Source organism: Streptomyces sp. AHA2 (assembly GCF_036857595.1).
Lineage (GTDB): Bacteria > Actinomycetota > Actinomycetes > Streptomycetales > Streptomycetaceae > Streptomyces.
In genome coordinates this window covers 87,995-110,180 of sequence record NZ_JAUQWJ010000004.1, presented here as the reverse complement: position 1 = coordinate 110,180, position 22,186 = coordinate 87,995, and the positions used below count along the sequence as shown (strand labels likewise).

22 protein-coding genes are annotated in these 22,186 nt (G+C 71.9%); 21 read left to right on the top strand and 1 reads right to left on the bottom strand.

Annotated elements, in window-relative coordinates; translation table 11 throughout:
- Nucleotides 1–41 precede the first annotated feature (41 nt).
- The 15 genes from cpaB to Q5694_RS10900 all read left to right on the top strand — a co-directional run bounded on the left by cpaB (nt 42) and on the right by Q5694_RS10900 (nt 14,595).
- Nucleotides 42–749 carry a Flp pilus assembly protein CpaB gene (gene cpaB, locus Q5694_RS10970; RefSeq protein ID WP_333932440.1) on the top strand — a complete coding sequence of 236 codons (708 nt, stop codon included), beginning with the start codon at nt 42–44 and terminating at the stop codon, nt 747–749.
- Nucleotides 750–755: 6 nt separating this feature from the next.
- Nucleotides 756–2,009 (top strand): AAA family ATPase, encoded by a 1,254-nt coding sequence (locus tag Q5694_RS10965; RefSeq protein WP_333932439.1) that lies wholly within the window; start codon nt 756–758, stop codon nt 2,007–2,009.
- Nucleotides 2,006–2,398 carry a pilus assembly protein gene (locus tag Q5694_RS10960; protein WP_333932438.1) on the top strand — a complete coding sequence of 131 codons (393 nt, stop codon included), beginning with the start codon at nt 2,006–2,008 and terminating at the stop codon, nt 2,396–2,398. The genes Q5694_RS10965 and Q5694_RS10960 overlap by 4 nt, the downstream gene beginning before the upstream one ends.
- Nucleotides 2,388–2,741, top strand: coding sequence for a TadE/TadG family type IV pilus assembly protein (locus Q5694_RS10955; protein ID WP_333932437.1), 354 nt, complete (start codon nt 2,388–2,390; stop codon nt 2,739–2,741). Before Q5694_RS10960 ends, Q5694_RS10955 begins: the two co-directional genes overlap by 11 nt.
- Before the next feature lie 25 nt (nt 2,742–2,766).
- Nucleotides 2,767–4,104, top strand: a complete 1,338-nt coding sequence (locus tag Q5694_RS10950; RefSeq protein ID WP_333932435.1) for a CpaF family protein — start codon at nt 2,767–2,769, stop codon at nt 4,102–4,104.
- A gap of 9 nt (nt 4,105–4,113) precedes the next feature.
- Entirely contained in the window at nt 4,114–5,058 is a 945-nt protein-coding gene (locus tag Q5694_RS10945) for a type II secretion system F family protein (RefSeq protein WP_333932434.1), read from the top strand.
- A 14-nt stretch (nt 5,059–5,072) separates the two neighbouring features.
- The gene (locus Q5694_RS10940) at nt 5,073–5,960 is read left to right on the top strand and encodes a DUF5936 domain-containing protein (RefSeq protein WP_333932432.1); all 888 of its coding nucleotides are present in this window, start codon (nt 5,073–5,075) and stop codon (nt 5,958–5,960) included.
- Between the two features lie 952 nt (nt 5,961–6,912).
- The gene (locus Q5694_RS10935) at nt 6,913–8,106 is read left to right on the top strand and encodes a sensor histidine kinase (RefSeq protein ID WP_443040860.1); all 1,194 of its coding nucleotides are present in this window, start codon (nt 6,913–6,915) and stop codon (nt 8,104–8,106) included.
- A 26-nt stretch (nt 8,107–8,132) separates the two neighbouring features.
- The gene (locus Q5694_RS10930) at nt 8,133–9,107 is read left to right on the top strand and encodes a response regulator transcription factor (protein ID WP_333932428.1); all 975 of its coding nucleotides are present in this window, start codon (nt 8,133–8,135) and stop codon (nt 9,105–9,107) included.
- 145 nt (nt 9,108–9,252) lie between these two features.
- On the top strand, nt 9,253–9,486 hold the full coding sequence (locus Q5694_RS10925; protein ID WP_333932427.1) for a Flp family type IVb pilin: 234 nt from the start codon (nt 9,253–9,255) through the stop codon (nt 9,484–9,486).
- Nucleotides 9,483–10,088: a pilus assembly protein TadG-related protein gene (locus Q5694_RS10920; RefSeq protein WP_333932426.1), complete on the top strand. Its 606-nt coding sequence runs from the start codon at nt 9,483–9,485 to the stop codon at nt 10,086–10,088. Before Q5694_RS10925 ends, Q5694_RS10920 begins: the two co-directional genes overlap by 4 nt.
- Before the next feature lie 34 nt (nt 10,089–10,122).
- Nucleotides 10,123–10,704, top strand: coding sequence for a hypothetical protein (locus Q5694_RS10915; RefSeq protein ID WP_333932425.1), 582 nt, complete (start codon nt 10,123–10,125; stop codon nt 10,702–10,704).
- 8 nt (nt 10,705–10,712) lie between these two features.
- Complete coding sequence (locus tag Q5694_RS10910; protein ID WP_333932424.1) at nt 10,713–11,360, top strand: OmpA family protein; 648 nt, start codon at nt 10,713–10,715, stop codon at nt 11,358–11,360.
- 269 nt (nt 11,361–11,629) lie between these two features.
- Nucleotides 11,630–13,744, top strand: a complete 2,115-nt coding sequence (locus Q5694_RS10905) for a Flp family type IVb pilin (protein ID WP_333932423.1) — start codon at nt 11,630–11,632, stop codon at nt 13,742–13,744.
- Nucleotides 13,741–14,595, top strand: coding sequence for a hypothetical protein (locus tag Q5694_RS10900; RefSeq protein WP_333932422.1), 855 nt, complete (start codon nt 13,741–13,743; stop codon nt 14,593–14,595). Before Q5694_RS10905 ends, Q5694_RS10900 begins: the two co-directional genes overlap by 4 nt.
- 28 nt (nt 14,596–14,623) lie before the next feature.
- Here Q5694_RS10900 and Q5694_RS10895 read toward each other — a convergent pair whose 3' ends face one another.
- Entirely contained in the window at nt 14,624–15,022 is a 399-nt protein-coding gene (locus tag Q5694_RS10895) for a DUF192 domain-containing protein (protein WP_333932421.1), read from the bottom strand.
- 166 nt (nt 15,023–15,188) lie between these two features.
- Here Q5694_RS10895 and Q5694_RS10890 point away from each other — a divergent pair, with 166 nt between their 5' ends.
- The 6 genes from Q5694_RS10890 to Q5694_RS10865 all read left to right on the top strand — a co-directional run bounded on the left by Q5694_RS10890 (nt 15,189) and on the right by Q5694_RS10865 (nt 22,084).
- A complete protein-coding gene (locus Q5694_RS10890) occupies nt 15,189–16,070 on the top strand; it encodes an LLM class flavin-dependent oxidoreductase (protein WP_333932420.1) in 882 nt (293 codons plus the stop codon).
- 58 nt (nt 16,071–16,128) lie between these two features.
- Nucleotides 16,129–16,602, top strand: coding sequence for a GNAT family N-acetyltransferase (locus Q5694_RS10885; protein WP_333932418.1), 474 nt, complete (start codon nt 16,129–16,131; stop codon nt 16,600–16,602).
- A gap of 85 nt (nt 16,603–16,687) precedes the next feature.
- On the top strand, nt 16,688–17,509 hold the full coding sequence (locus tag Q5694_RS10880) for a class I SAM-dependent methyltransferase (protein WP_333932416.1): 822 nt from the start codon (nt 16,688–16,690) through the stop codon (nt 17,507–17,509).
- 1,017 nt (nt 17,510–18,526) lie between these two features.
- Nucleotides 18,527–19,300: an isoprenyl transferase gene (locus tag Q5694_RS10875; RefSeq protein ID WP_333932414.1), complete on the top strand. Its 774-nt coding sequence runs from the start codon at nt 18,527–18,529 to the stop codon at nt 19,298–19,300.
- A gap of 322 nt (nt 19,301–19,622) precedes the next feature.
- The gene (locus Q5694_RS10870; protein WP_333932413.1) at nt 19,623–20,948 is read left to right on the top strand and encodes a PhoH family protein; all 1,326 of its coding nucleotides are present in this window, start codon (nt 19,623–19,625) and stop codon (nt 20,946–20,948) included.
- 434 nt (nt 20,949–21,382) lie between these two features.
- Entirely contained in the window at nt 21,383–22,084 is a 702-nt protein-coding gene (locus tag Q5694_RS10865) for a transglycosylase SLT domain-containing protein (protein WP_333932412.1), read from the top strand.
- Nucleotides 22,085–22,186 lie beyond the last annotated feature (102 nt).

The window sequence follows — 22,186 nt, the reverse complement described above, 5'->3', positions numbered from 1 at the left end:
GATCCCGCTCGACCGATATCCCCAACGAGGTTGTACGGTTCATGAACTCCCGTCAGCGCCGCGGCGTGATTCTCCTGCTCCTGTCGGTCGTCTGCGCCCTGGGCGCCTTCACCGGCGTGCTGTCCGTCATCAGCGACGTCGAGTCCAAGGTCGGACCCGAGGTCACCGCCTACCGGCTCAAGTCCGACGTGCCGCCCTACACCACCCTCAGCACGGGCCAGTTCGAGAAGGTCACGATGCCCGAGCGGTGGCTCTCGGACAACGCGGTCACCGACCTGCGCGAGATACAGGGCAAGATCGCCGTCACGACGCTGCGCGAGGGCTCCCTGCTCCAGTCCGACATGATCGTCCGCCAGCCGGCCCTCCAGCCCGGTCAGCAGGAGGTCGCCATCATGATCGACGCGGCGACCGGCGTCGCCGGCAAGATCACGCCCGGCGCCTCGGTCAACGTCTACGCCACCTTCGAGGGACAGCGCGAGGGCGACCCCGACCAGTCGAAGATCATCGTCACCAACGCCAAGGTCCTCGACGTCGGCGAGCTGACCGCGCTGAGGCCCGACGAGGGCAACCGCACCCAGCAGCCCACCGACGCCGTCCCGATCACCTTCGCGCTGTCCGCCCGGGACGCCCAGCGCATCACCTACGCCGAGTCGTTCGCCAAGCGCGTGCGCCTCGCCCTCGTCGCTCCCGGCAGCGACACCACCGTCCCCGAGCAGGACCGGACGTACGAACTCGCGAAGGACAAGTGACCGCGCATGCCCACGAGGATCCTCCCGGCAGTCGGCGACGCGGACGCCGTCCGGTCCCTCACGACGCTGCTCAGCCAGCTCCCGGACGCCGAACCGGTCGCCCCGGTGGTCGACTCCACCCAGCTCATCGACACCCTGGCCCGGCTGGCCGCCGAGTCCGTCGACGAGCTGCCCGAGGTCGTCGTCGTCCACGAGCGCATCGGCCCGGTCCCCGCACTCGAGCTGATCCGCGAGGTGGCCCTGCGCTTCCCGGCCGTCGGCGTCATCCTCGTCACCTCCGACGCGAGCCCCGGCCTCTTCCAGGCCGCCATGGACTACGGCGCCCGCGGCCTGGTCGCCCTGCCCCTCAGCTACGAGGAACTCGCCAGCCGCGTCCAGGCCGTCGCCCAGTGGTCCACCGGAGTGCGCCGCCACCTCGGCGCCGGCGGGGACGTGTTCACCGGCGTGGGCGGCACCGTCGTCACCGTCAGCGGCGCCAAGGGCGGCGTCGGGACCACCCTCACCGCCATCCAGCTGGCCCTGGCCGCCCAGGCCTCCGGCCGCAGCACCGCCCTGGTCGACATGGACCTCCAGACCGGCGACGTCGCCTCCTACCTCGACGTCCAGTTCCGCCGCTCGGTCGTCGACCTCGCCGCCATCAACGACATCTCCCCGCGCGTCCTGGCCGACGCCGTCTTCCGCCACGACACCGGCCTGGTCCTGCTGCTCGCCCCGGCCGAGGGCGAACGCGGCGAGGACGTCACCGACCGCGCCGCCCGCCAGATCGTCAGCGCCCTGCGCTCCCGCTACGAGGTCGTCGTCATCGACTGCGGCGCCCAGCTCGGCGGCGCGGGCGCGGCCGCCGTGGAGATGGCCGACCGGGCCCTGCTCGTCACCACGCCGGACGTGGTCTGCGTACGGGGGGCCAAGCGGGCGGTGCGGATGTGGGACCGGCTGCAGATCCGCAAGGCCGAGGAGACGACCGTCGTGGTCAACCGGCACTCCCGGCACACGGAGATCCAGCCGCAGCTGATCCAGAAGATCACCGGCACGACCGTCGCCGCCACGGCGGTCCCCGCGAACTTCAAGGAACTGCAGAGCGTCGTGGACGCGGGCCGCATCCACGAACTGGAGAGCAAGAGCTCGGTCAAGCAGGCCCTGTGGGGCCTGGCCGGGGAACTGGGCCTGGTCAAGGTCCCGGACGGCGCGCAGAAGACGGGCCGGGGACTGCGGGGCGGCGACCGGGGCGCGGTGAGCTTCAAGCGGCGGAGGGAGGGATGAGCATGGCCTTACGGAGACGAGACGAGGGCCAGGTGACCATCGAGTTCCTGGGCATGACACCGACGATCATCGTGACGCTGATCGCGCTGTGGCAGGCCGTCCTCGTGGGCTACACCTTCGTCCTCGCGGGCAACGCCGCGGACGAGGCGGTGCGCGAGGGCACGGCGGCGGCACCGGGCGGGGCGCGCAGCGCCGCCTGCCAGGAGGCCGGGCTCAGGCACCTGTCGCAGGCGTGGCGCGCCGGAGCGGAGGTCGACTGCTCCGGCTCCGGCTACGTCACGGCCGACGTGGCCCTGGACGTCCCGGTCCTCTTCCCGGGCGCGCTGTCGGTCCCGATCCGCATCCGCGGACACGCCGGAGCGGTGGAGGAGGAGACAGGTGCCCCGTGACCCCGAGCGCCGCGACCGCGGCCAAGTCGCCATCGAGTACATCGGCTTCCTGCCGATCCTGCTGATCGTCGCCCTGGCTGCCGTGCAGCTCGGCCTGATCGCGTACACGGCCCAGCAGGCCGGCACGGCGGCCCGGGCGGGGGCGCGCAGCGCGTCGCTGGGCGGACCGGCGGAGGCGGACTGCCGGGCGGCGGTGAGCGGCTGGCTGACGGTCACCGGGTGCCCGCCGTCCTACGGGGCGAAGGAGGTCACCGTCACCGCCACCGTGGAGATCCCGTCCCTCGTGCCGGGCTGGAGGCTCGATCCGGCCGTCAAGCGCGCCACGATGCCGCTCGACCACTGAACGACGAACCAGGAGCACCGCACTCATGAGCCTGCGAGCACGCATCAACACCCCCGAGGAGAACGGCAACCGGGGCGAGGACGGCCACATGGTCGCCTCCTACCGGGCCAAGCTCCTGGAGGAGATCGACCTCGCGGAGATGAGTTCCCTGGCCGCCGCCGAGCGCAGGGCCCGGCTGGAGCGGGTGCTCGGGCACATCATCAGCCGCGAGGGCCCGGTCCTGTCGACGGTGGAGCGCTCGCAGCTGATCCGCAGGGTGGTCGACGAGGCCCTGGGTCTCGGCATCCTGGAGCCGCTGCTGGAGGACGCCTCCATCACCGAGATCATGGTCAACGGCCCGGACGCGATCTTCGTGGAGCGCGGCGGCCGGGTCGAGCAACTGCCGCTGCGCTTCGCCTCCAACGACCAGCTCATGCAGACCATCGAGCGGATCGTGTCCACCGTCAACCGCCGCGTGGACGAGTCCAACCCGATGGTCGACGCCCGGCTGCCCTCCGGGGAACGCGTCAACGTCATCATCCCGCCGCTGTCCCTGACCGGCGCCACCCTCACCATCCGCCGCTTCCCGCGCTCCTTCACCCTCCAGGAGCTGATCGGCCTCGGCTCGCTGGACGAGCACATGCTGTACCTGCTCGCGGGGCTGGTGCAGGCGAAGTTCAACATCATCGTCTCGGGCGCCACGGGCACCGGCAAGACGACGCTGCTGAACGCCCTGTCCGGACTCATCCCCGAGGGCGAGCGCATCATCACCATCGAGGACTCCGCCGAACTGCAGCTCCAGCAGCCCCATGTGATCCGCCTGGAGTCGCGGCCCCCGAACGTGGAGGGCAAGGGCCAGGTCACCATCCGCGACCTCGTGCGCAACTCCCTGCGCATGCGCCCCGACCGGATCGTCGTCGGTGAGGTCCGCGGCGGCGAGTCCCTGGACATGCTCCAGGCGATGTCCACCGGCCACGACGGCTCCCTCGCCACCGTCCACGCCAACAGCGCCGAGGACGCGCTGATGCGGCTGCAGACCCTGGCGTCCATGTCGGACGTGGAGATCCCCTTCGTGGCGCTGCACGACCAGATCAACAGCGCCGTCGACGTCATCGTGCAGCTCACCCGGTTCGCCGACGGGGCCCGCCGCATCACCGAGATCGCGCTGATGGACAGCCACGGCAGCGACCCGTACCGCCTGGTCACGGTCGCCCGCTTCCACGCGCAGCCGATGACGGCCGACGGCCGCGTCTACGGCGCCTTCGAGTACTTCGCCCTCCCGCGCCGCACAGCGGACCGCCTCTACATGGCGAGCCAGCCCGTCCCGCAGGCCTTCGGCATCGCCCGCTCGGCGGACGAACTCGCCACCCGAGAAGCCAGGTAGGACCGACCGATGGAACTGCACACGCTCATCACGCTCACCACCGGCGTCACCCTGTTGACGTGCGTCCTCGCGGTCGTCGGCCTGCACTCGTACGCCACCGGCAGGGCCCAGCGGCAGGCGCTGGTCGACCGCCTGTCCGCCACCGGCCGGAGTCCCGTGACGGGCCGGCGCCGCAACTTCCGCGGGATCGACCGCCGGCTGCGGCGCACCAGGATCGGCAAGAAGCTCGAACTGCGCCTGGCGGCGACCGGCCTGGACGTCACACCGGGCGAGTTCTTCGTCTACATGCTCGCCACGGTCGCCGGCCTGTGGCTGATCGGCCAGGCGGCCCTGGCCCCCTTCTTCGGCCCGCTGGCGGGGCTCCTGGGCATCGGTGTGGCGGTCCAGTTCCTCAACTGGCAGCGCCAGAAACGCATCGAGAAGTTCATCAACCAGCTCCCGGAGATGGCCCGGATCCTCGCCAACGCCACCCAGGCGGGCCTCGCCCTGCGCACCGCGATCGGCATGGCGGCGGAGGAGATGGAGGCCCCGGCGGGCGAGGAACTCGGCAAGGTCGCCGCGCAGCTCGCGGTCGGCGCGTCCCTGGACGACGCCCTCGACGAACTGGCCGACCGCCTCCCGTCCCGCGAACTGGTCGTCCTGGTCACCACCCTGGTGCTGTCGAACCGGGCGGGCGGCCAGGTGGTCAGCGCCCTGCGCAACCTCACCGAGACGCTGGAGGAGCGCAAGGAGACCCGGCGCGAGGTCCGCACCCAGCTCTCCCAGGTCAACATGACGTCGTACGCGGTCCCCGTCCTCGGCGTCGGCTCGCTCTTCCTGATGAACGGGGTGAAGGACGGCGCCCTGGACCGCATGACCGGCTCCCCGTTCGGCCAGGCGGCGGTCATCATCGCCTTCTCCCTGTACGCCGTCGGCTTCGTCCTCATCCGCCGCCTGTCCCGCATCGACGTCTGAGCCAGGAGGCAACCATGGGACTGCTTCTCGCCCTGCTGATGGGCCTCGGCGTCTGGGGCGTCTTCGCCGGGATCCGCATGTACCGGGCCGAGGCGAAACTGCCCGGCGACCTGGCCCTGGCCCTGGAGGTCGGCTCCACCCGCACCGGGGCCGTCGACTCCCTCGTCGACCGCATGGGCATGCGCTACGCACCCGCCGTGCTCCGCCTGATGGGCCCCAAGCAGGTCGCCAGGTACCGGCGCAAGATCGACCTCGCGGGCAACCCGGGCGGCCTGACGATCGACCGCTACGCGGCCCGCCGCGCGGTGTACGGCGCCCTCGGCGGTATCGGCTTCCTGGTGTTCCTCATGCGCGGCCAGTTGCTGGTCGCCCTGCTGCTGCTGGCCTTCGGGGCGTTCTGGACCGAGGTGGGCATCTGGTCGGCCATCCGCATCCGCAAGGACGTCATCGAACGGACCCTGCCGGACTTCCTCGACGTCCTCGCGGTCGTGGTGAGCGCGGGTCTCGGCTTCCGCCAGGCACTGGACCGGGTCGCCGCCAAGTACGAGGGGCCCTGGGCCGACGAACTGCGCATCACCCTGCGTCAGATGGACCTCGGCATGAGCCGCCGCCAGGCCTTCGCGGAACTGCGCCGCCGCAACGACTCCGAGCAGGTCGCCATGTTCGTGACGGCGCTGCAGCAGGGCGAGGAACTGGGCGCGCCGATCGTCGACACGCTGGTGGCGCTCGCCAAGGACATGCGCCGCACGGACGCCCAGAACGCCCGCCGCAAGGCGGCCCGGGCCGTACCCAAGGCCACGATGATGATCACGACCTTCATGGTCCCGGCCACGATGCTGCTGCTGGGCGCGGGCCTGATCCTCGGCTCGGGCACGGACTTCGGCTCGGTGACGGGGAAGTAGGGGAGGAGGCGACAGCATGTCGATGACAGGGGAACGCCACGGCCTGCTGGGCCGACGACGCCGCCGCGCGGACCGCACCCCCGAGATCACCACGCCACCGGCCGGCACGGTCCTCCCGGCCTACGTCCGCACCGGCGCCCCCGACGTCCCGGTGACCTCGGTGACCCCGGCCCTGCCGCCGGGGTGGGAGTCGGCCGGCCCCCTGGGCGGCGAGCCGACGCTGCGGATCGCGGGCGGGGGTGGTGCCGGCGGCGCCGCGGGCCGCGGGGCCACCGCCGCGCCACCGGGGCCGACTTCCGCCGAAGCGGGGGTTCCCGCGGAAGCGGGGGCTTCCGCCCGAGCAGGGGCTGCCACCCGGGCGGCGACTTCAGCACCAGGGGCGAATGCCGCAGCAGGGCGGGCTTTCGCACCGGGGGTGGGTGTTGCAGCAGGGCGGGCTTCGGCCGCGGCGGGGGTTTCCGCGGAAGCGGGGACTTTCGCACCGGGGGTGGGTGTTGCAGCAGGGCGGGCTTCCGCCGACGCGGGGGTTTCCGCGGAAGCGGTGACTTCCGCCCGAGCAGGGGCTGCCACCCGGGCGGCGACTTCCGCACCAGGGGCGGATGCCACAGCAGGGCGGGCTTCGGCCGCGGCGGGGGTTTCCGCGGAAGCGGGGGCTTTCGCACCGGGGGTGGGTGTTGCAGCAGGGCGGGCTTCCGCCGAAGCGGGGGTTTCCGCGGTAACGGCGACTTCCGCGCCAGGGGTGAACGCCGCAGCAGGGCCGACTTCCGCGCAAGCGGCGAACGCCGCGCCGGCGCCGGCCCCTGCGGCCGAGCCGCCCCCCGCACCCGCGTCATCCCTGTCCTCGGCCGGTGGCGGCCATCCGGGTCCGGCGCCCGGAGAGGCCTCTCCGAACGAGGCCGCGGCCGCCGCCACCGGCCCGGCCATCGACATCCAGGTCAACGCCCTCCAGGCCATGTGCCGCCAGGTGTTCGGCTTCCGTCTGGCCATGATCGCCCTGGCCACCCCCACGGCCCTCGTCAACGCCCACGACGGCCTCCCCACCCGCCTCGTCGGCGCGGCCGTGGTCGTCACTTTCATGACCTCCTACGTCCTCTTCCGGGACTGGGAGCGCTTCGGCCCGCTCCTCCTGCGGCACCCCACGCTCCTCGCGGCGGACACCCTCTTCGGCGCCCTGCTCCTCATCGCGGCCGGCCCCACCAGCACCCTGGCCTACGTCAGCGTCTGCACCCCGCTGCTGGCCGGCCTCGTCTACGGCTGGCGGGGCGCGGCCGTCTTCGCCTCGCTCCAGGCGCTCCTGCTGCTCCTCATCCACGCGGCACAGGAGGACCCCGCGCCCGGCATCGCCGAGTCGGCCCTCCTGCCGGGCCTGTGCGTGATCGCGGGGGCCGTCGGCTCCAGCCTCCGCAACCTCATGCTCCGCTTCGGCGCCGCCACCCAGGCCCTGACGACGGTCCAGGCGCGCCTGGCCGTCACGGAGGCGGTCAGCGCCGAACGAGCCCGTCTCGCCCGCGAGATGCACGACTCGGTCGCCAAGACCCTGCACGGCGTGGCGCTCGCCGCCGACGGCCTGACCGGCTCGGCCGGTGCCGACCGCATGGACGTGGCACTGGTCCGGCAGCAGGCCGCGCTCGTGGCCCGTTCGGCCCGCCGGGCCGCGGCGGAGTCCCGTGAGCTGCTGGCCGACCTGCGCCGCGAGTCCGACCCGTCCCAGGCGACCGACGTCCTGGTGGAACTGGCGGCGCGCACGCGTGACTTCAGTGCCCGCACCGGCCTGCCCGCCGTGTACCGGCCCACCGGTGACCACGCCGTCCCGCCGGTCCCGCCCGCCGTCGCGCGGCAACTTCTCACCATCGCCTCGGAGGCCATGGAGAACGCCCACCGCCACGCCGAACCCACCCGTGTGGACGTCCGCGCAGGCGTCCACGGTGGCCTGCTCCGCATCAGCGTCCACGACGACGGCCGGGGCCTTCCGCCGGGCACCACCCTCGAACAACTGCGCCGAGCCGGTCACTTCGGCCTCGTCGGCATGGTCGAGCGCGCGGCGTCGGTCGGCGCCCGCATCCGCGTCGGCCGCGGCTCCCACCCCCGGGGCACGGAGGTCCGTCTGGAACTCCCCCTGGCCGCCTTGACCACCCCCGCCGCATGACCCCCACGACCCGAGAGGAGGCACCGATGCCGGACCAGCCGCCCCACCACCGCCCCGGCGCACTCCAGCCGCCGCCACCGCCGCCGAACCCCTTCGCCGGTCTCCCGCAGCCGGTACCGCCGATCCGCCGCCTCCGGGTCGTCGTCGCGGACGACAACCCCGTCGTCCGCGCGGGCCTCACCGCGCTGCTCTCCGGCCGCGAGGACATCGAGGTGGTGGCCGAGGCGGCCGACGGCAGCCAGGCCTACGAGGCGGCCCGGCAGCACCGCCCGGACGTGGTCCTCCTCGACGTCCGCATGCCCGGCGTCGACGGCATCTCGGCCCTCCCGTACCTGGTGGGCATCGCCCCGGTCGTGATGCTGACGTACAGCAGGGAGTCGGAGATCGTCCAGGAGGCCCTGCGGCGGGGTGCGGGTGGCTACCTGGTGCACGGGGAGTTCACCGCCGACCAACTGGTGCAGGCCGTCCGGGACATCAAGGAGGGCAGGGCCCACTTCACCCCCACGGCGGCAGGCGCCCTCCTGACCCAGTTCCGCCGGACCCAGCAGCCGCCATCAGGGCCGCTCCCCGAGGGTCTGGGGCAGACGGGGAGTGCGACCGCATACGGAGTTTCGCCCGGCGCGTCGCCGCATGACGACTCTCAACGCGGGCGGACGGCGGCGCAATTCGGGCTCGATGGCGTCGCCGGTCCGGCCGTTTCATCAGAAAACCTTTCGCGAATGCAACCGCATGTGGGACAGTCGTCGTCTGGGTGGTCGAGTGGCCATCCGGCCGCTGTCGACAGGTCGCGGTTCCAGCTGAGTGCGAGGGAGGCGGAGATCATGGACCTCATCGCGTCCGGGATGAACAACCAGCAGATCGCCGCCACCTGCTTCATCAGCGAGAAGACCGTGAAGAACCACATCAACCGGATCTTCGCCAAGCTCCACAGCACGAGCCGTTCCGAGGCCGCCGCGAAGTGGATCGGCACGGCACCGGGTTCACAGCGGGGACGGGGGTGACCTTCGGTGACGGCGTGGGGAAAGACCGGGACGGGCCCGAGCGATTGGGCCCGGAATTGGGCCCAGGGGCCCTGCGGCGGAGGACCGGTTCGGCCGTACCTTCCTCGTGCCGAAAGCGGCACAGCCGAATCCGGAGGGGAACACCATGAGCGACCTGATGCTGAAGACCGCCGTCGCGACCAAGGTCCGCGTGAACGGCTGGAAGAACACGACGGCGGAGGCGCTGCAGCGCCGCGCCGCCGACAAGGGTCAGACGGCGGTCGAGTACCTGGGCATCATCGCGGTGGTGGTGGCCATCGTGCTGGCGATCACGGGGACCAGCATCGGCTCGACGATCCTCAACAAGATCACGAACCTGATCAACAGGGTCGGGAATTGACCCGACTCCGCACGCACGGCGATGCCGGGCAGGCCTTCCCCATCTACATCACGGTGGTGGGGGGCCTGCTCTTCCTTGCGCTCGCCTACTTCGCAGTCGGTCAAGCCACGGTCAACCGAGGGGGAGCCCAAACTGCGGCTGATGCGGCTGCACTTGCGGCTGCTCAGAATGCGCGGGACCAGCTCGCCGAGGAGTGGGTCAGGGCCGTTCTCGACCCGGTGAAGTGGGACGACATCTTCCGTGGCGATGTGCAACTGGTCAACGACCCATGCTTCCGAGCGACTCAACTTGCCGCTCACAACGAAGCCGACGTCGACGGTTGCGTCCAGACCGGATGGCCCTTGGGATACCAGGTCGATGTGCAGACCCGGAAGACCATGGGGGAATCGATCGTCCCTGCCACGGCCCAGAAGAGGTCGCGGGCCAGTGCAAAGGCCGTCATCGAGCCTCTCTGCCAGTTCAAGCTCCCTGCGGAGGACGCTCAGGACGACGTCCTCCCACGCCTCACTTGCCGAGACGGCAACTTCTGGGACCTGAAACCGGATGATCTCACCGACCTTCCGGAGCCGAACGACCTTTTCGACGTCCACCTGGCCGACTGAGAAGCGAACGACGAGTGACGAAGGAAGCGGAAAGATGAGCATGCGGTTCACTGCGAAAGCCCGCACGAGGACGGTCGCACTGACCGTGGCAGTGGGGCTGGCCGTGGGTGCGGTCGGCTGCGGCGGGGGAGGTGGAGACGACAAGAAGCCGAAGGCATCCGCGTCGGCTTCCGAGAACCGCGGCTCAGCGCCAAGTGCTCAAGAGGGGGACGCACAAGCACCACTTGCGGAACTCAGGGGCAGGGACGGCTTGCTTCTTCAGATCACGTCTGCTGAACGGGACACAGGTGGATTCCTCACGCTGAACGGTCAGTTCAAGAATGACGGTTCCGGCTCACTGGTCATCCCCGCTGAGCTTCGTGGTGACGAGACGGAAATCCTCAAGCACGGCACGTCGCTCGGTGGCGCGACACTCGTGGATGCGAGGGGTAAAAAGCGCTACTACGTACTACGGGACACTGAGGGGCGACCTCTGACGACCTCAGGACTGACGACGATCGAATCCGGTCAGACAATCCCCGTGTTCGTGCAGTTTCCCGCTCCCCCGGCGAGCACCACGGACGTCACCCTGCAGATCCCCACGTTCTCCAGCGGCTCCATCAAGATCTCCGGGTGAGGCTTGCCATGATTCCCACGCGCAGCCGGCCGGCGACGCCACGTCTCGCCCTGGTCCTCACCGCCGCCACCCTCATGGTCGTCACGAACGTCTACGGCGCCGTCTCGGCCCATGCAGACCAGACACCCGGCGTACCGCCCGGCACGGAAGCCTCGGCTTCCGCTCCCGTGGAGGTCGACCCCGCCGACCCCGACCTCAAGCTGCCCGAGGGTTCCACCCTCGCCGAGCCCAAAGTCCTCGACATCAAACAGGTCGTGGAGGACCAGAGCGGCGACGAACGCCGTGAGGACACCAACTCCGACGTCAAGTTCGCCCTGCAGGCCGAAGTCCTCTTCGGCAAGGACAGCGCCCGACTCAGCGCCCAGGCCAAGGCCCGGATCTCCACGATCGCCGAGGAGATCAAGGCCCAGAACGCGACGAAGATCCGGGTCTTCGGCTTCACCGACAACCTCGGTTCCTCCGCCCACGGCGACGTCCTGTCCCGCAAACGCGCCGACGCCGTGCAGAACGTCCTGGACCAGGAACTGACCAGCGCCGGCGTCACCTACGAGGTCCGCGGCTACGGCGAGCAGTACCCGATCGCCGACAACTCCACGGAGTCCGGCCGCAAGAAGAACCGCAGGGTCGAGGTCTCGTTCCCCCGCTCGGAGAGCTGAGAGGGCGACGGACGGGGCAGGTGCGGCGAGCAGTTCGAGGGCGGCTTCGCCCTCGGCCGTGCGAGCCGCACCGCACCGCATCCCCAACCCGTCGCCCTGGGTCCCGATCTGGGGCCACGGGCCCATCCCGCCCAGCCCCTCCCTCCCTAGCCTCGGGCATGTCGTAGACCAGGGAGGGGGCGGCGGCGATGGCCTGGACCGGCGGACCGACGGACTCGGTACCGGGCGCACCCGCGCAACCGCCCGGGCCCGGCGGTGGCCGGCGGCCCATGCCGCCCGCACTCGCGGCCGCCCTGGTCCTCCTCCACACCCTCTTCGCGATCACCCTGCTCGGCGGCCTGGGCCTGCTGCTCACCGCGGACTCGTACGACGCCGTCGACGGGCACCTCCTGGCCCTCACCGCCTACGCGGCGGCCCCCGGCACCCTCGGCTGGTGGCTGGCCCGCCGCACCTGGCAGGGCGGGGGCGCAACCCGCCTCGCCCTCATCGCCGTACAGGTCTGGCTGCTCGTCGGCGCGGCGACGAGCATCACCGCGGGTTCACCCCGGGGCTTCACCCAGCTCTTCCTGCCCGCCCTGATCCTCTACTTCCTCACCCGCCCGGACAGCCGCGCCTGGTACCGGCTTCCGGACAGCCACCGCGCCGAACGCCGCTCCTTCTCCCTGCCCCGGATGATTCGCCGGCGCCGCGACGAGGGCCAGACGGCGGTGGAGTACGCCGGTCTCGTCGCGGTCGTCGCGGCGATCATCACGGCCCTCCTCGTGAGCGGGCTGGGTCCGCAGACATACCGCGGCCTGCAGTCGGCCGTCTGCAAGGTCACCGGCACCGCCTGCCCGGCAGACCCGGCACCCGGCGACGGCACGGACCCCACGACCGCCCACGGCAGGACGGACGACGAGCGCGGCGCAACGGCCCCCGAAGCCGACGGAGGACACGACCCCGAAGGCGGCGGCAACCCCGGCACCGGCACCGGCGGTGGCGAAGGCCGGGGCGAGGGCGGTGACAAGAGCCAGGACGAAAGCCAGGACGAAAGCCAGGACAAAGGACAGGACGGCGACTCGGGCGCGGAGGACCACGGCGAGACGACCCCCGCACGACCCGGCGACGAGAAGGACGACGACGGTTGCCTCTCCGGCGTCGGGGCGTTCTTCGGCTGTGCCGGCGACCAGGTGAAGCAAGTCGGCGAGGGCCTGTTCGTCGACGGCATCGGTGGTGAGATCAAGGGCGTCTCGGACACCGTCGCCAACCCGCTCGACTCCCTCAAGGGCCTGAAGGACTACGGCGGTGTCATCGCCGACCAGTGGTCGCAGGACAGCGAGGACGCCGGTGACAAGTGGGCCGAGGGCGACCACCTCGACGCGCTCACCGACTGGGGCGGCGCGACCGTGAACTCGGGCGGGAAGATCCTCGACGACATGTTCGTCGGGGAGGACGTCCGCGACCAGTGGAACCAGGGCAACGAGACCCGCGCCGTCACCACGGTCATCTGGAACGTCGGTTCCCTCTTCATCCCCGGCTACGGCGAGGCCAAGATCGTCGGCAAAGCCGGCAAGCTGGGCGAACTCGGGAAGCTGGGCGACCTGGGCAGGCTCACCGACAAGGCCGTCGGCGCGGCCGGGGACGCCCGCAAGGCCGCCAAGGCCGGTGACGCGGCGGGCGCACGCAGGGCGGCCGAGGAAGCCGACGAGGCGGCGGACGAGGCCGAGCGCAAGGCCCGCGAGTCGGGCTGCCCCATCGCAGCCCCGCCCCGCAGGGCTCCGTTCGGCGGTGGCCCCGGCACCGGCACCACCGTCCTGGCCGCTTCCCGGGCAGCCGCCCCGTACGTCGTCCTCGCGGAGGACGGCTGCGACGAGGAGGCCGAGCGGCAGGCACGGGAGGCCCGCCGGCAGGCGGACGAGGCGGACAAGGCTGCCGACGAGGCCGAACGGGCCACCCGGCCGGTCAACGACTGGCAGGCCGGGGACGACATCCCCGGCCCGGCGCGCGGCAAGGTCCTCAAGTTCCCGAACAAGCGCCACACTGTCGGCGGAGCGTCCGGCGGACAGGTGAAGGAGCGCAACACGGTGATCCTCAGGGGCAACGAGGACCTCGTCCGTGCCGACATCGAGGGAATCGCGAACGGCCGCGCCACGCTGTCGGCCGATGGCAACACCTACGAGATCAACGGCCGGGCATACGAGGTCGAGGGCAACGGTACGGTCTTCCCGAAGTCCGGCCCGGGCCTCGTGCAGATGGACCGCATCGAGTACGCGGCGCTCAAGGAGATCGCACGCAACAAGGGCGACGCCGGCACGTCGCGGCAACTGCAGCGCGACCCCAAGTTCGTCGACAACCCCGACAAGGTCGCGAAGGCGAAGGCCGTCTACGACGGGACGTACCGGTGATCGCGAACCTCTTCACCGTGGCGCCGCTGACCTCGGACGACCTGCGCCGGGCCCTCGCGGAGCTGCTCGGGGTCCCGCCCGCGGCGGTCGACGCCGCCGACGCCGACGGCGACCAGGAAGCGCGTGACTGGGACGTCCCCGTGCTCTGCACCTGGCGCCCGCTGCCGCCCGGCGACCTCGCCCTCGAACTGGACGTCACGGTGCGGGACGGCACCGCGGCCGGCCTCACGGAGGGCGAACTGGCGCGCGGCCTCGCCGCGCGGACGGGCGGTTCCGTCCTGCACCCCTCGGACGTCGACCTGCCGAGCGCCTACTGGGTGGCCGTACCGGACGGTCGCGCGGTCAGGTGCCGACTGGAACCGGTCGACGTGGGCCCTGACGACACGGCCTACCGGGTGGAGGCCGCGGAGGAGGAGATCCCGGACCTGCCCGGGGCGAGGGTGGAGGTCCTCCCGGAGATCCTCGACCGGGAGCGGATCGACACCCCCGTCTGCGACGCCTTCCTCGCCACCCTCCCGGAGGGCGAGGCCGACGGCGTCGAAGCCCATGTCCGCTACGACCTGCGCGTGTGGGAACGACTGGTCCGCCGGCTGCACTCCGATTGGGCGCCCTCCGGGAAGTACCGAGAGGACTTGTTCCACCGGGACCTTCGGGCCCGGGACGCGCTGGAGCGGCACATCGGCGAGCTGGGCGAGCCGTACGCCGACGCTCTCCGGGAGGCGGTGGCGGTGCTGGACCGGTCGTTCGCCGCCGGTACGGCAGCGGAAGCCGCCTCGGCGGTGGGCGGGGAACGGGGTGAGCGGGCGGGCTGGTGGTGGTACCGCCCGCCCCGCCGGACGCCATGGCGATGAGCGGAGGGCGGCAGCAGGCCCACGGGAGCTAACCCCCGGTGGCCACCACCTCCACCCGGGCCCCCTCCCGCAGCCCCCACTCGTCCATCACCCCGGCAGCCGCCTCCACCACGTGCCGTGCTCTCAGGCGGGGCATCCCCAGCCGCCCCGGCCGCATGGTGCGTACGGCGACCACCCGCAGGTTCCGGTCGAGATAGGCGACGTCGATCGGGATCCGCATCCGGAAGGTGTGCACGCTGTTGGCGGGGGACAGCAGCAGCGCCCCCGTGACCGAGTCCCGCCCCAGCAGACCCCTGGTGCGCGCCCGGTAGGACGTCGCGATCTCCAGGGGGATCCGCACGGCCGACGCCCCGCCGGCGCCTTCGCCCCGGTCCCCGCTCCCGTGCACGATCAGTTCCCCGCGTCCGTCCCGCCAGCGCCGCCCCATCCGTGCCGCCCCTCCGACCGTCCGTTCCGCTCCGGCGCCTCTCCCCGGAGTCCTGCCGGCCCGAACGTATCCCCCGCCGCCCGGTCGCACATGGGCCCACGGGCCCAGGCGGCGGCGGGCCGGCGCGTCTTGTCGAGCGGTCGCCGGGCCGGGTAGGAAGGCCTCCATGACCACACTTGGTGCCGTCTTCCGTCCCCAACTGGCCCCCGAGCGGCTGCGGTCCGTCTGCGACGTCGCGGAGAGCACCGGGCTCGAGGAACTCTGGCTGTGGGAGGACTGCTTCAGGGAGGGCGGGATCTCCACCGCCGCCGCAGCCCTCGCCTGGACCGAGCGCCTACGGGTGGGGGTCGGCCTGCTGCCCGTGCCGCTGCGGAACGTGGCCCTCACCGCCATGGAGATCGCCTCCCTGCACCGGATGTTCCCGGGGCGGGCGATCGCCGGTGTCGGGCACGGCGTGCAGGACTGGATGGGGCAGGTGGGCGCCCGGGTCCAATCGCCGGTGACCCTGCTGCGGGAGTACCTGACCGCCCTGCGCGCTCTGCTGGACGGGGAGCGGCTGACGACCGAGGGGCGGTACGTCAGGCTCCACGACGTCGTGCTGGACTGGCCGCCGGAGCGCCGGGCGGGCGGCGGCGTGCTGGCCGGCGCCACCGGACCGCGGTCGCTGCGGCTCACCGGCGAGGCCGCCGACGGCACCATCCTCACGGCCAACACGAACGCCGACGGCGTACGGGAGGCACGGCGGCTCGTCGAGGAGGGACGGGCGGCGGCGGGGCGCGCGGCCGGACCGCACCGGGTGGTCGTGAACCTCCTCACCGCCACCGGGCCCGGCGCGGACGACCGGCTGCGCGCCGAGCTGGCCGCCGAGGGTGTCGGGTCCGTGCCCGGCCTGGGTGTCGCGGGAGACGCCGAGGCGGTGGCGGCGGCCGTCGAGCGGCTGGCCGAGGCCGGCGCCGACACCGTCGTCCTGCAGCCGACGGGGGACGAGCCCGATCCGGAGGGGTTCGTCCGGTTCACCGCGCAGGAGGTGCGCCCCCTCGTGCCGTGAGGGCCGGGCACGGCCCACGTCACCGGCCGTTGTCGGTGGCTGCTGCCACACTCCCGGCATGAGCGACGACTTCGTGGACGACGACGTCCGCCTGCGCGACGTGGTGGACGCCGACCTGGAGTTCTTCCTGGCGTACGAGCACGACGAGGAAGCGGCGCGCCGGTCGCGGTTCACGCCCCGGCCGCGTGAGGCGTTCCTGCGGCACTGGAGGACCAGGGTCCTCGGCGACGACACGAACCGCGTGCAGACGGTGACCGTGGGCGGTGAGGTCGCGGGCAGCATCGTCGCCTGGTGGGAGGGGGACCGCCGCTTCCTCGGGTACTGGCTGGGACGGGCGTACTGGGGACGCGGCGCCGGCACCCGCGCACTCGCCCTCTTCCTGGAGCTCGAGACCAGCCGCCCGCTGTACGCCGACCCGCACAGCGGGAACACCGGCTCCGTGCGCCTGCTGGAGAAGCACGGCTTCCGCCGCACGGGCACGGTCCGGTACGGCGCGGACGAACACGTCGTGCTCGTCCTCGAAGAGGCCTGAAGGGCCGAGGGGCGGGGCGTCCAGGGGGCGCGGGCAGCCGGAAAACAACAGGACACCGTTCCCCGCCCCCTGCCACCATCTGCCCATGGCATCCCCGACACCCCCGCCCCCTCGGACACCCCCCACCTTCGAAGAGCTCGTCGACGAGGCCGTCGCCGCCCCGACCGAGGGATGGGACTTCTCCTGGTTCGACGGGCGGGCGACGGAGGCGCGGCCCTCCTGGGGCTACGCCGTGTCGGCGGCCGGACGGCTGGAGCGCGCGCAGGCCGCGCTCGACGTGCAGACCGGTGGCGGTGAGGTGCTGGACTTCGCCCTCTCCCGGGCCGGGCGGCGGCCGCCGCTCACCGTCGCCACCGAGGGCTGGCCGCCCAACGTGGCCAAGGCCACCGCCCTGTTGCGCCCCCGCGGCGTCGCCGTCGTCGCCGCCGCCGAGGACGATCCGCTGCCCTTCGCCGACGGCGCCTTCGACCTCGTGCTGAGCCGGCACCCCGTGCGCCCCCAGTGGCACGAGATCGCCCGGGTGCTGAGCCCCGGGGGCACGTACTTCGCCCAGCACGTGGGACCGGGCAGCGTCTTCGAACTCGTCGAGCACTTCCTGGGCCCTCAGCCGCAGGAGGTGCGCGACGGCCGCCGGCCCGACCACGAGCGCGCCGCCGCCGAGGCCGCCGGGCTCGAGGTGGCCGAGCTGCGGGCGGAGCGGCTGCGGATGGAGTTCCACGACATCGGGGCGGTCGTGCACTTCCTGCGCAAGGTGGTGTGGATGGTCCCCGGCTTCACCGTCGAGGCGTACGAACCGCGGCTGCGGGCCCTGCACGAGCGGATCCGAACCGACGGGCCCTTCGTCGCCCACAGCACCCGGCACCTCTTCGTCGCCCGCACGCCGGCAGATCCCGCGTCCGGCGCGTGATCAGGCGCGGGGCCGAGGCCACCACCCAGCGCGGCCCGTACCTCCGGCGCGCCACCCCGGCCGCCGTCCGGGGCCACCGACAGCTCGGCGTACCCGTGCCCCGGGCTCTCCGCATAGCGGTGGCCCACCAAGGCGGCCGGGACGTCCGTCCCCGCGGAATTGGCCAGGAACCGCCGCTCGGCCCGCCGCGCGCACACCGCGTCCCCCGTGGTGGTCCCGTTCGTCGTCATGGGCGACGCCACCGGCAATGAGGACGGGATCCGTCCCAGGACGACCACGGTCGGCTGTCCGCCGGCCGCGGGACGGAGTCACTTCTCCCACACTCCACGTGCGCATCGTCCGACGGGGGTTTTCACATCGTTATCGCTCGCGGCTCGCCTCCGTGTCACCCGTCCCGTAAGTTCGGACCAAGGTGATTCGCGTGAGCAAAGCTGCGCGGGACGGTACCGCGCAGTGGAGGGGGCTGCGCGGTGCCCGCACCCCCTCCGCGGCCCGTCGGTGCCGTCCTGGGCGCGCTGATCCGGGTCAAGCCGGTGCCGACGGCCGGTTCACCCGTCGGGGGGACACCCGGGCGGGTTGTCCGAGAGCGACCCGGGATGACGCCGATCCACCGGATCCCGCCCATGCGCGCCGCATTCCCCCTGCGTGCAGGCCGCTTTCCGGCCAGGGGTGGACCCGGAACCTGACCCTCCGTGAACACCGGCGGGTCGCCGGGCGGCTCCGGAGAGTAGTTGTGGCACGCCGATGCACGCAGCATCACTTACAAAGGGTTATGGTGGAACCCCCCCCCTCGGGCCGGTCCGTCTCCCCCCCACGGACCGGCCCGTTTTTCTTGCCTCCGGGGAGCGGCTCGAAGCAGCGGCCGGAATCGTTCCTTCCGCACCCGTTGGCCGCCGGGAGCCGTGCCGGGGGTAGGCTTCGCCCCCGGGGATTGCCGCATGGGCGGGGACCGCCCGCGGCCTCGACCGGGCCGCACGCAGCGGCCCGTCCGATCCGCACGGAGGGGCTGACGATCACGTGAACCTGCGCGACAAGCTGCGCGGCCTGCTGGTCAGGCTGTACGCGCGCCGGGTGGAAGGCCACCTGGACCACGCTCAGGTGCCCAAGCACATCGGCGTCATCATGGACGGCAACCGGCGCTGGGCGAAGGCCGCCGGTTCCAGCACCGTCGACGGCCACCGGGCCGGAGCCGGGAAGATCGAGGAGTTCCTCGGCTGGTGCTCCGAGACCGACGTCGAGGTCGTCACCCTCTGGCTGCTGTCCACGGACAACTTCGACCGGCCGCAGGAGGAACTCGTCCCGCTCCTCGGCATCATCGAGGACGTCGTGCGCACCCTGGCCGCCGACGGCCGCTGGCGCGTGCATCACGTGGGCACGCCCGACCTGCTGCCCTCCGGCATGCAGACGGTCCTCAAGGAGGCCGAGGAGGCCACCGACCACGTGCAGGGGATAGTGGTCAACGTCGCCATCGGCTACGGCGGCCGGCAGGAGATCGCCGACGCCGTGCGCTCGATGCTGCTCGACGCCCAGGACAAGGGCACCTCGATCGAGCAGCTCGCCGAGGCCGTCGACATCGACATGATCGGGCGTCACCTCTACACCGGCGACCAGCCCGACCCCGACCTCGTCATCCGCACCAGCGGCGAGCAGCGGCTGTCCGGATTCATGCTCTGGCAGACGGCGCACTCCGAGTACTACTTCTGTGACGTGTTCTGGCCTGCCTTCCGCAAGGTCGACTTCCTGCGCGCCATGCGCGACTACGCGGCCCGGCACCGGCGCTACGGCGGCTGAGGAGCAGGTCCGAGCAGGTCCGGGTACCCCGCGGCGGACGGACGTCACGCGGAGTTCACCGGTGCGCCGTCATATGCCGTGGCATGGCGACGCTCGTTCGAGGGCATAACCCAGTCAGGTCGACGCCCGAACCACGGGTGTCGGATCTCAGCGGGCGGCACGGGGCCGTCCGCCCGGGAGGCCCTTTGCACCAGCCCGATCGTGCGGTCACAGCACGGACGAAGAGGCGGAGGGCCGGTTCTCGGCCCGCGCAGGGCGGCCGACGACCGGTCCAGCTCCATACCGTCGCTCCCCGACCTCATCCGAGGGGGTACGTCCTTCCGTGGTGACCAGCACAAAGCGCCACAAGCCCGACCGGCGCACCTATGTTCTCGACACCAGCGTCCTGCTGGCCGACCCGAACGCCCTGAGCCGCTTCGACGAGCACGAGGTCGTGCTCCCCGTCGTCGTGGTGACGGAGCTGGAGGCCAAGCGGCACCACCCCGAACTCGGCTACTTCGCCCGGCAGGCCCTGCGCCTGCTCGACGAGTTCCGCGTCCGGCACGGTCGCCTCGACGCCCCCATCCCGATCGGGGATCTCGGCGGGACCGTCCGTGTCGAGCTCAACCACTCGGACCCCAGCGTGCTGCCCAGCGGCTACCGGCTGGGGGACAACGACTCCCGCATCCTCGCGGTCGCCCGCAATCTGCAGGCCGAGGGGTTCGACGTCACCGTCGTGTCCAAGGACCTCCCGCTCAGGATCAAGGCCTCCTCCGTCGGCCTCCTCGCCGAGGAGTACCGCGCGGAACTCGCCATCACGGACGCCTCCGGCTGGACCGGCATGTCCGAACTGACCCTGTCCGGCGAGCAGGTGGACGTCCTCTTCGAGGAGGGGCGTGTCCACGTCCCGGAGGCCGCCGAACTGCCCGTGCACACGGGCCTGGTGATCCAGTCCGAACGTGGCAAGGCACTGGGCCGGGTCACCCCGGGCGGCGATGTCCGGGTCGTGCGCGGCGACCGCGAGGTGTTCGGCATCAAGGGCCGCAGCGCCGAGCAGCGGATCGCGCTGGACCTGCTGCTCGATCCGGACGTGGGGATCGTGTCCATGGGCGGCCGGGCCGGCACCGGCAAGTCGGCGCTCGCGCTGTGCGCGGGCCTGGAGGCCGTGCTGGAGCGGCGCCAGCACCAGAAGGTGATGGTCTTCCGTCCGCTGTACGCGGTGGGCGGGCAGGAGCTCGGCTACCTGCCCGGCTCCGAGGCCGAGAAGATGAGCCCCTGGGCGCAGGCGGTGTTCGACACGCTGTCGGCCGTCACCAGCCGCGAGGTCATCGAGGAGGTCACCGCGCGCGGCATGCTGGAGGTGCTGCCGCTCACCCACATCCGCGGCCGTTCCCTGCACGACGCCTTCGTCATCGTGGACGAGGCCCAGTCGCTGGAGAGGAACGTTCTTCTCACCGTGCTGTCCCGGATCGGGGCCAATTCACGGGTGGTCCTCACCCACGACGTGGCCCAGCGGGACAACCTGAGGGTCGGCCGCTACGACGGTGTCGTCGCCGTCGTGGAGAAACTGAAGGGTCATCCGCTCTTCGCGCACGTGACCCTCACCCGGTCCGAGAGGTCACAGATCGCCGCCCTTGTGACCGAAATGCTCGAAGACGGTCAAGTCTGACCCGAACGCCCCGGACAGGGGCGATCGCGCAGTAGTCGGCGCCGTCCGGAAAGGCGAAGAGCCTAGCCGGGCGGCGCCTCGGCGTGTGGCCGTTCCTGGGTATTGCCCGCGCCAAACGAGATGTGAGCTTTCACACGCAACGCAGAATTGCCTTGCCCCGTCGGGTTACGGCAGAGTCTCACTCCTGTCAGGCCCCGCATACGACACACCTGTACCCCTGGGGGTACCCCCGCACTTCGGTAGCGGGGGAGGTACGGCACCACGTCAACTCCATAGCGATGTCGTATGCCGCCCGAGCACCACGCGGCACTCCCCTCGCGGGAGTTGCCCACCGGGCCCGCGCCTTCCGTGACCCGCAGTTGGGGAGGCCAGTGTCAGGGGCACGATTGCGTCCGCGAGGGTCACCGAAGCGGGCGACGCTGGAAGGAAACCGTGTGAGCCGGATCTCGGTCCGGGGATTCGCAGTGGCCTCGGCCACCGCGGTCACCGCTGTCGGAAGCGTCGTCGGCGTTGCCTCGGGCAGCACCGCGCAGAACAGCGACGCCGAAGCGACGGCAAGCGGCACCACGCTGCTCGCGGACATCCCCGCGGGCCAGCAGGCCCAGGTGCAGACCGCGTCCCTGACGCAGCAGGCCGACGTGCAGGCCATCGCCGCGGACGCGAGCGCCAAGAAGGACGCCGAGGAGGCCGCCCGCAAGGCCGCCGCCGAGACGGCCATCGCCAAGAAGAAGGCCGCCGAGAAGGCAGCCGAGGCCGAGAAGGCCGCCAAGGAGCGCGCGGAGGAGACCAAGAAGGCCGCGAGCCGCTCCAAGGACATCTCAGACTTCCCCGTCGCCAGCTCCTACACCATCGCCCAGATCCAGGCGATGGCGCGGCAGATGGTGCCGGCGGGCCAGTTCCAGTGCTTCAGCAACATCGTGGACCACGAGTCCGACTGGAACTACAAGGCGGTCAACCCCTCCTCCGGCGCCTACGGCATGTTCCAGGCGCTGCCCGGTACCAAGATGGCGTCCGCCGGTGCCGACTGGCGGACCAACCCGGCCACCCAGATCAAGTGGGGCCTGAACTACATGAACGAGCGCTACGGCAGTCCCTGTGACGCCTGGTCGTTCTGGCAGGCCAACCACTGGTACTGAGCCGGCCGGCCCCCGGGCCGAACCGATCCTGCGCGCGAGCCCCGCACCGTCGTCCGGTGCGGGGCTCGCGCCATGTACGGTCGGACGCGGACGACTCCCCGG

What these genes read in the sequence shown, in the direction of transcription:
- cpaB (WP_333932440.1), top strand. Translation starts at nt 42, where the DNA reads ATGAACTCCCGTCAGCGCCGCGGCGTGATTCTCCTGCTCCTGTCGGTC.
- Q5694_RS10965 (WP_333932439.1), top strand. Translation starts at nt 756, where the DNA reads ATGCCCACGAGGATCCTCCCGGCAGTCGGCGACGCGGACGCCGTCCGG.
- Q5694_RS10960 (WP_333932438.1), top strand. Translation starts at nt 2,006, where the DNA reads ATGAGCATGGCCTTACGGAGACGAGACGAGGGCCAGGTGACCATCGAG.
- Q5694_RS10950 (WP_333932435.1), top strand. Translation starts at nt 2,767, where the DNA reads ATGAGCCTGCGAGCACGCATCAACACCCCCGAGGAGAACGGCAACCGG.
- Q5694_RS10945 (WP_333932434.1), top strand. Translation starts at nt 4,114, where the DNA reads ATGGAACTGCACACGCTCATCACGCTCACCACCGGCGTCACCCTGTTG.
- Q5694_RS10940 (WP_333932432.1), top strand. Translation starts at nt 5,073, where the DNA reads ATGGGACTGCTTCTCGCCCTGCTGATGGGCCTCGGCGTCTGGGGCGTC.
- Q5694_RS10935 (WP_443040860.1), top strand. Translation starts at nt 6,913, where the DNA reads ATGTGCCGCCAGGTGTTCGGCTTCCGTCTGGCCATGATCGCCCTGGCC.
- Q5694_RS10930 (WP_333932428.1), top strand. Translation starts at nt 8,133, where the DNA reads ATGCCGGACCAGCCGCCCCACCACCGCCCCGGCGCACTCCAGCCGCCG.
- Q5694_RS10925 (WP_333932427.1), top strand. Translation starts at nt 9,253, where the DNA reads ATGAGCGACCTGATGCTGAAGACCGCCGTCGCGACCAAGGTCCGCGTG.
- Q5694_RS10915 (WP_333932425.1), top strand. Translation starts at nt 10,123, where the DNA reads ATGAGCATGCGGTTCACTGCGAAAGCCCGCACGAGGACGGTCGCACTG.
- Q5694_RS10910 (WP_333932424.1), top strand. Translation starts at nt 10,713, where the DNA reads ATGATTCCCACGCGCAGCCGGCCGGCGACGCCACGTCTCGCCCTGGTC.
- Q5694_RS10905 (WP_333932423.1), top strand. Translation starts at nt 11,630, where the DNA reads ATGCCGCCCGCACTCGCGGCCGCCCTGGTCCTCCTCCACACCCTCTTC.
- Q5694_RS10895 (WP_333932421.1), bottom strand. Translation starts at nt 15,022, where the DNA reads ATGGGGCGGCGCTGGCGGGACGGACGCGGGGAACTGATCGTGCACGGG.
- Q5694_RS10890 (WP_333932420.1), top strand. Translation starts at nt 15,189, where the DNA reads ATGACCACACTTGGTGCCGTCTTCCGTCCCCAACTGGCCCCCGAGCGG.
- Q5694_RS10885 (WP_333932418.1), top strand. Translation starts at nt 16,129, where the DNA reads ATGAGCGACGACTTCGTGGACGACGACGTCCGCCTGCGCGACGTGGTG.
- Q5694_RS10880 (WP_333932416.1), top strand. Translation starts at nt 16,688, where the DNA reads ATGGCATCCCCGACACCCCCGCCCCCTCGGACACCCCCCACCTTCGAA.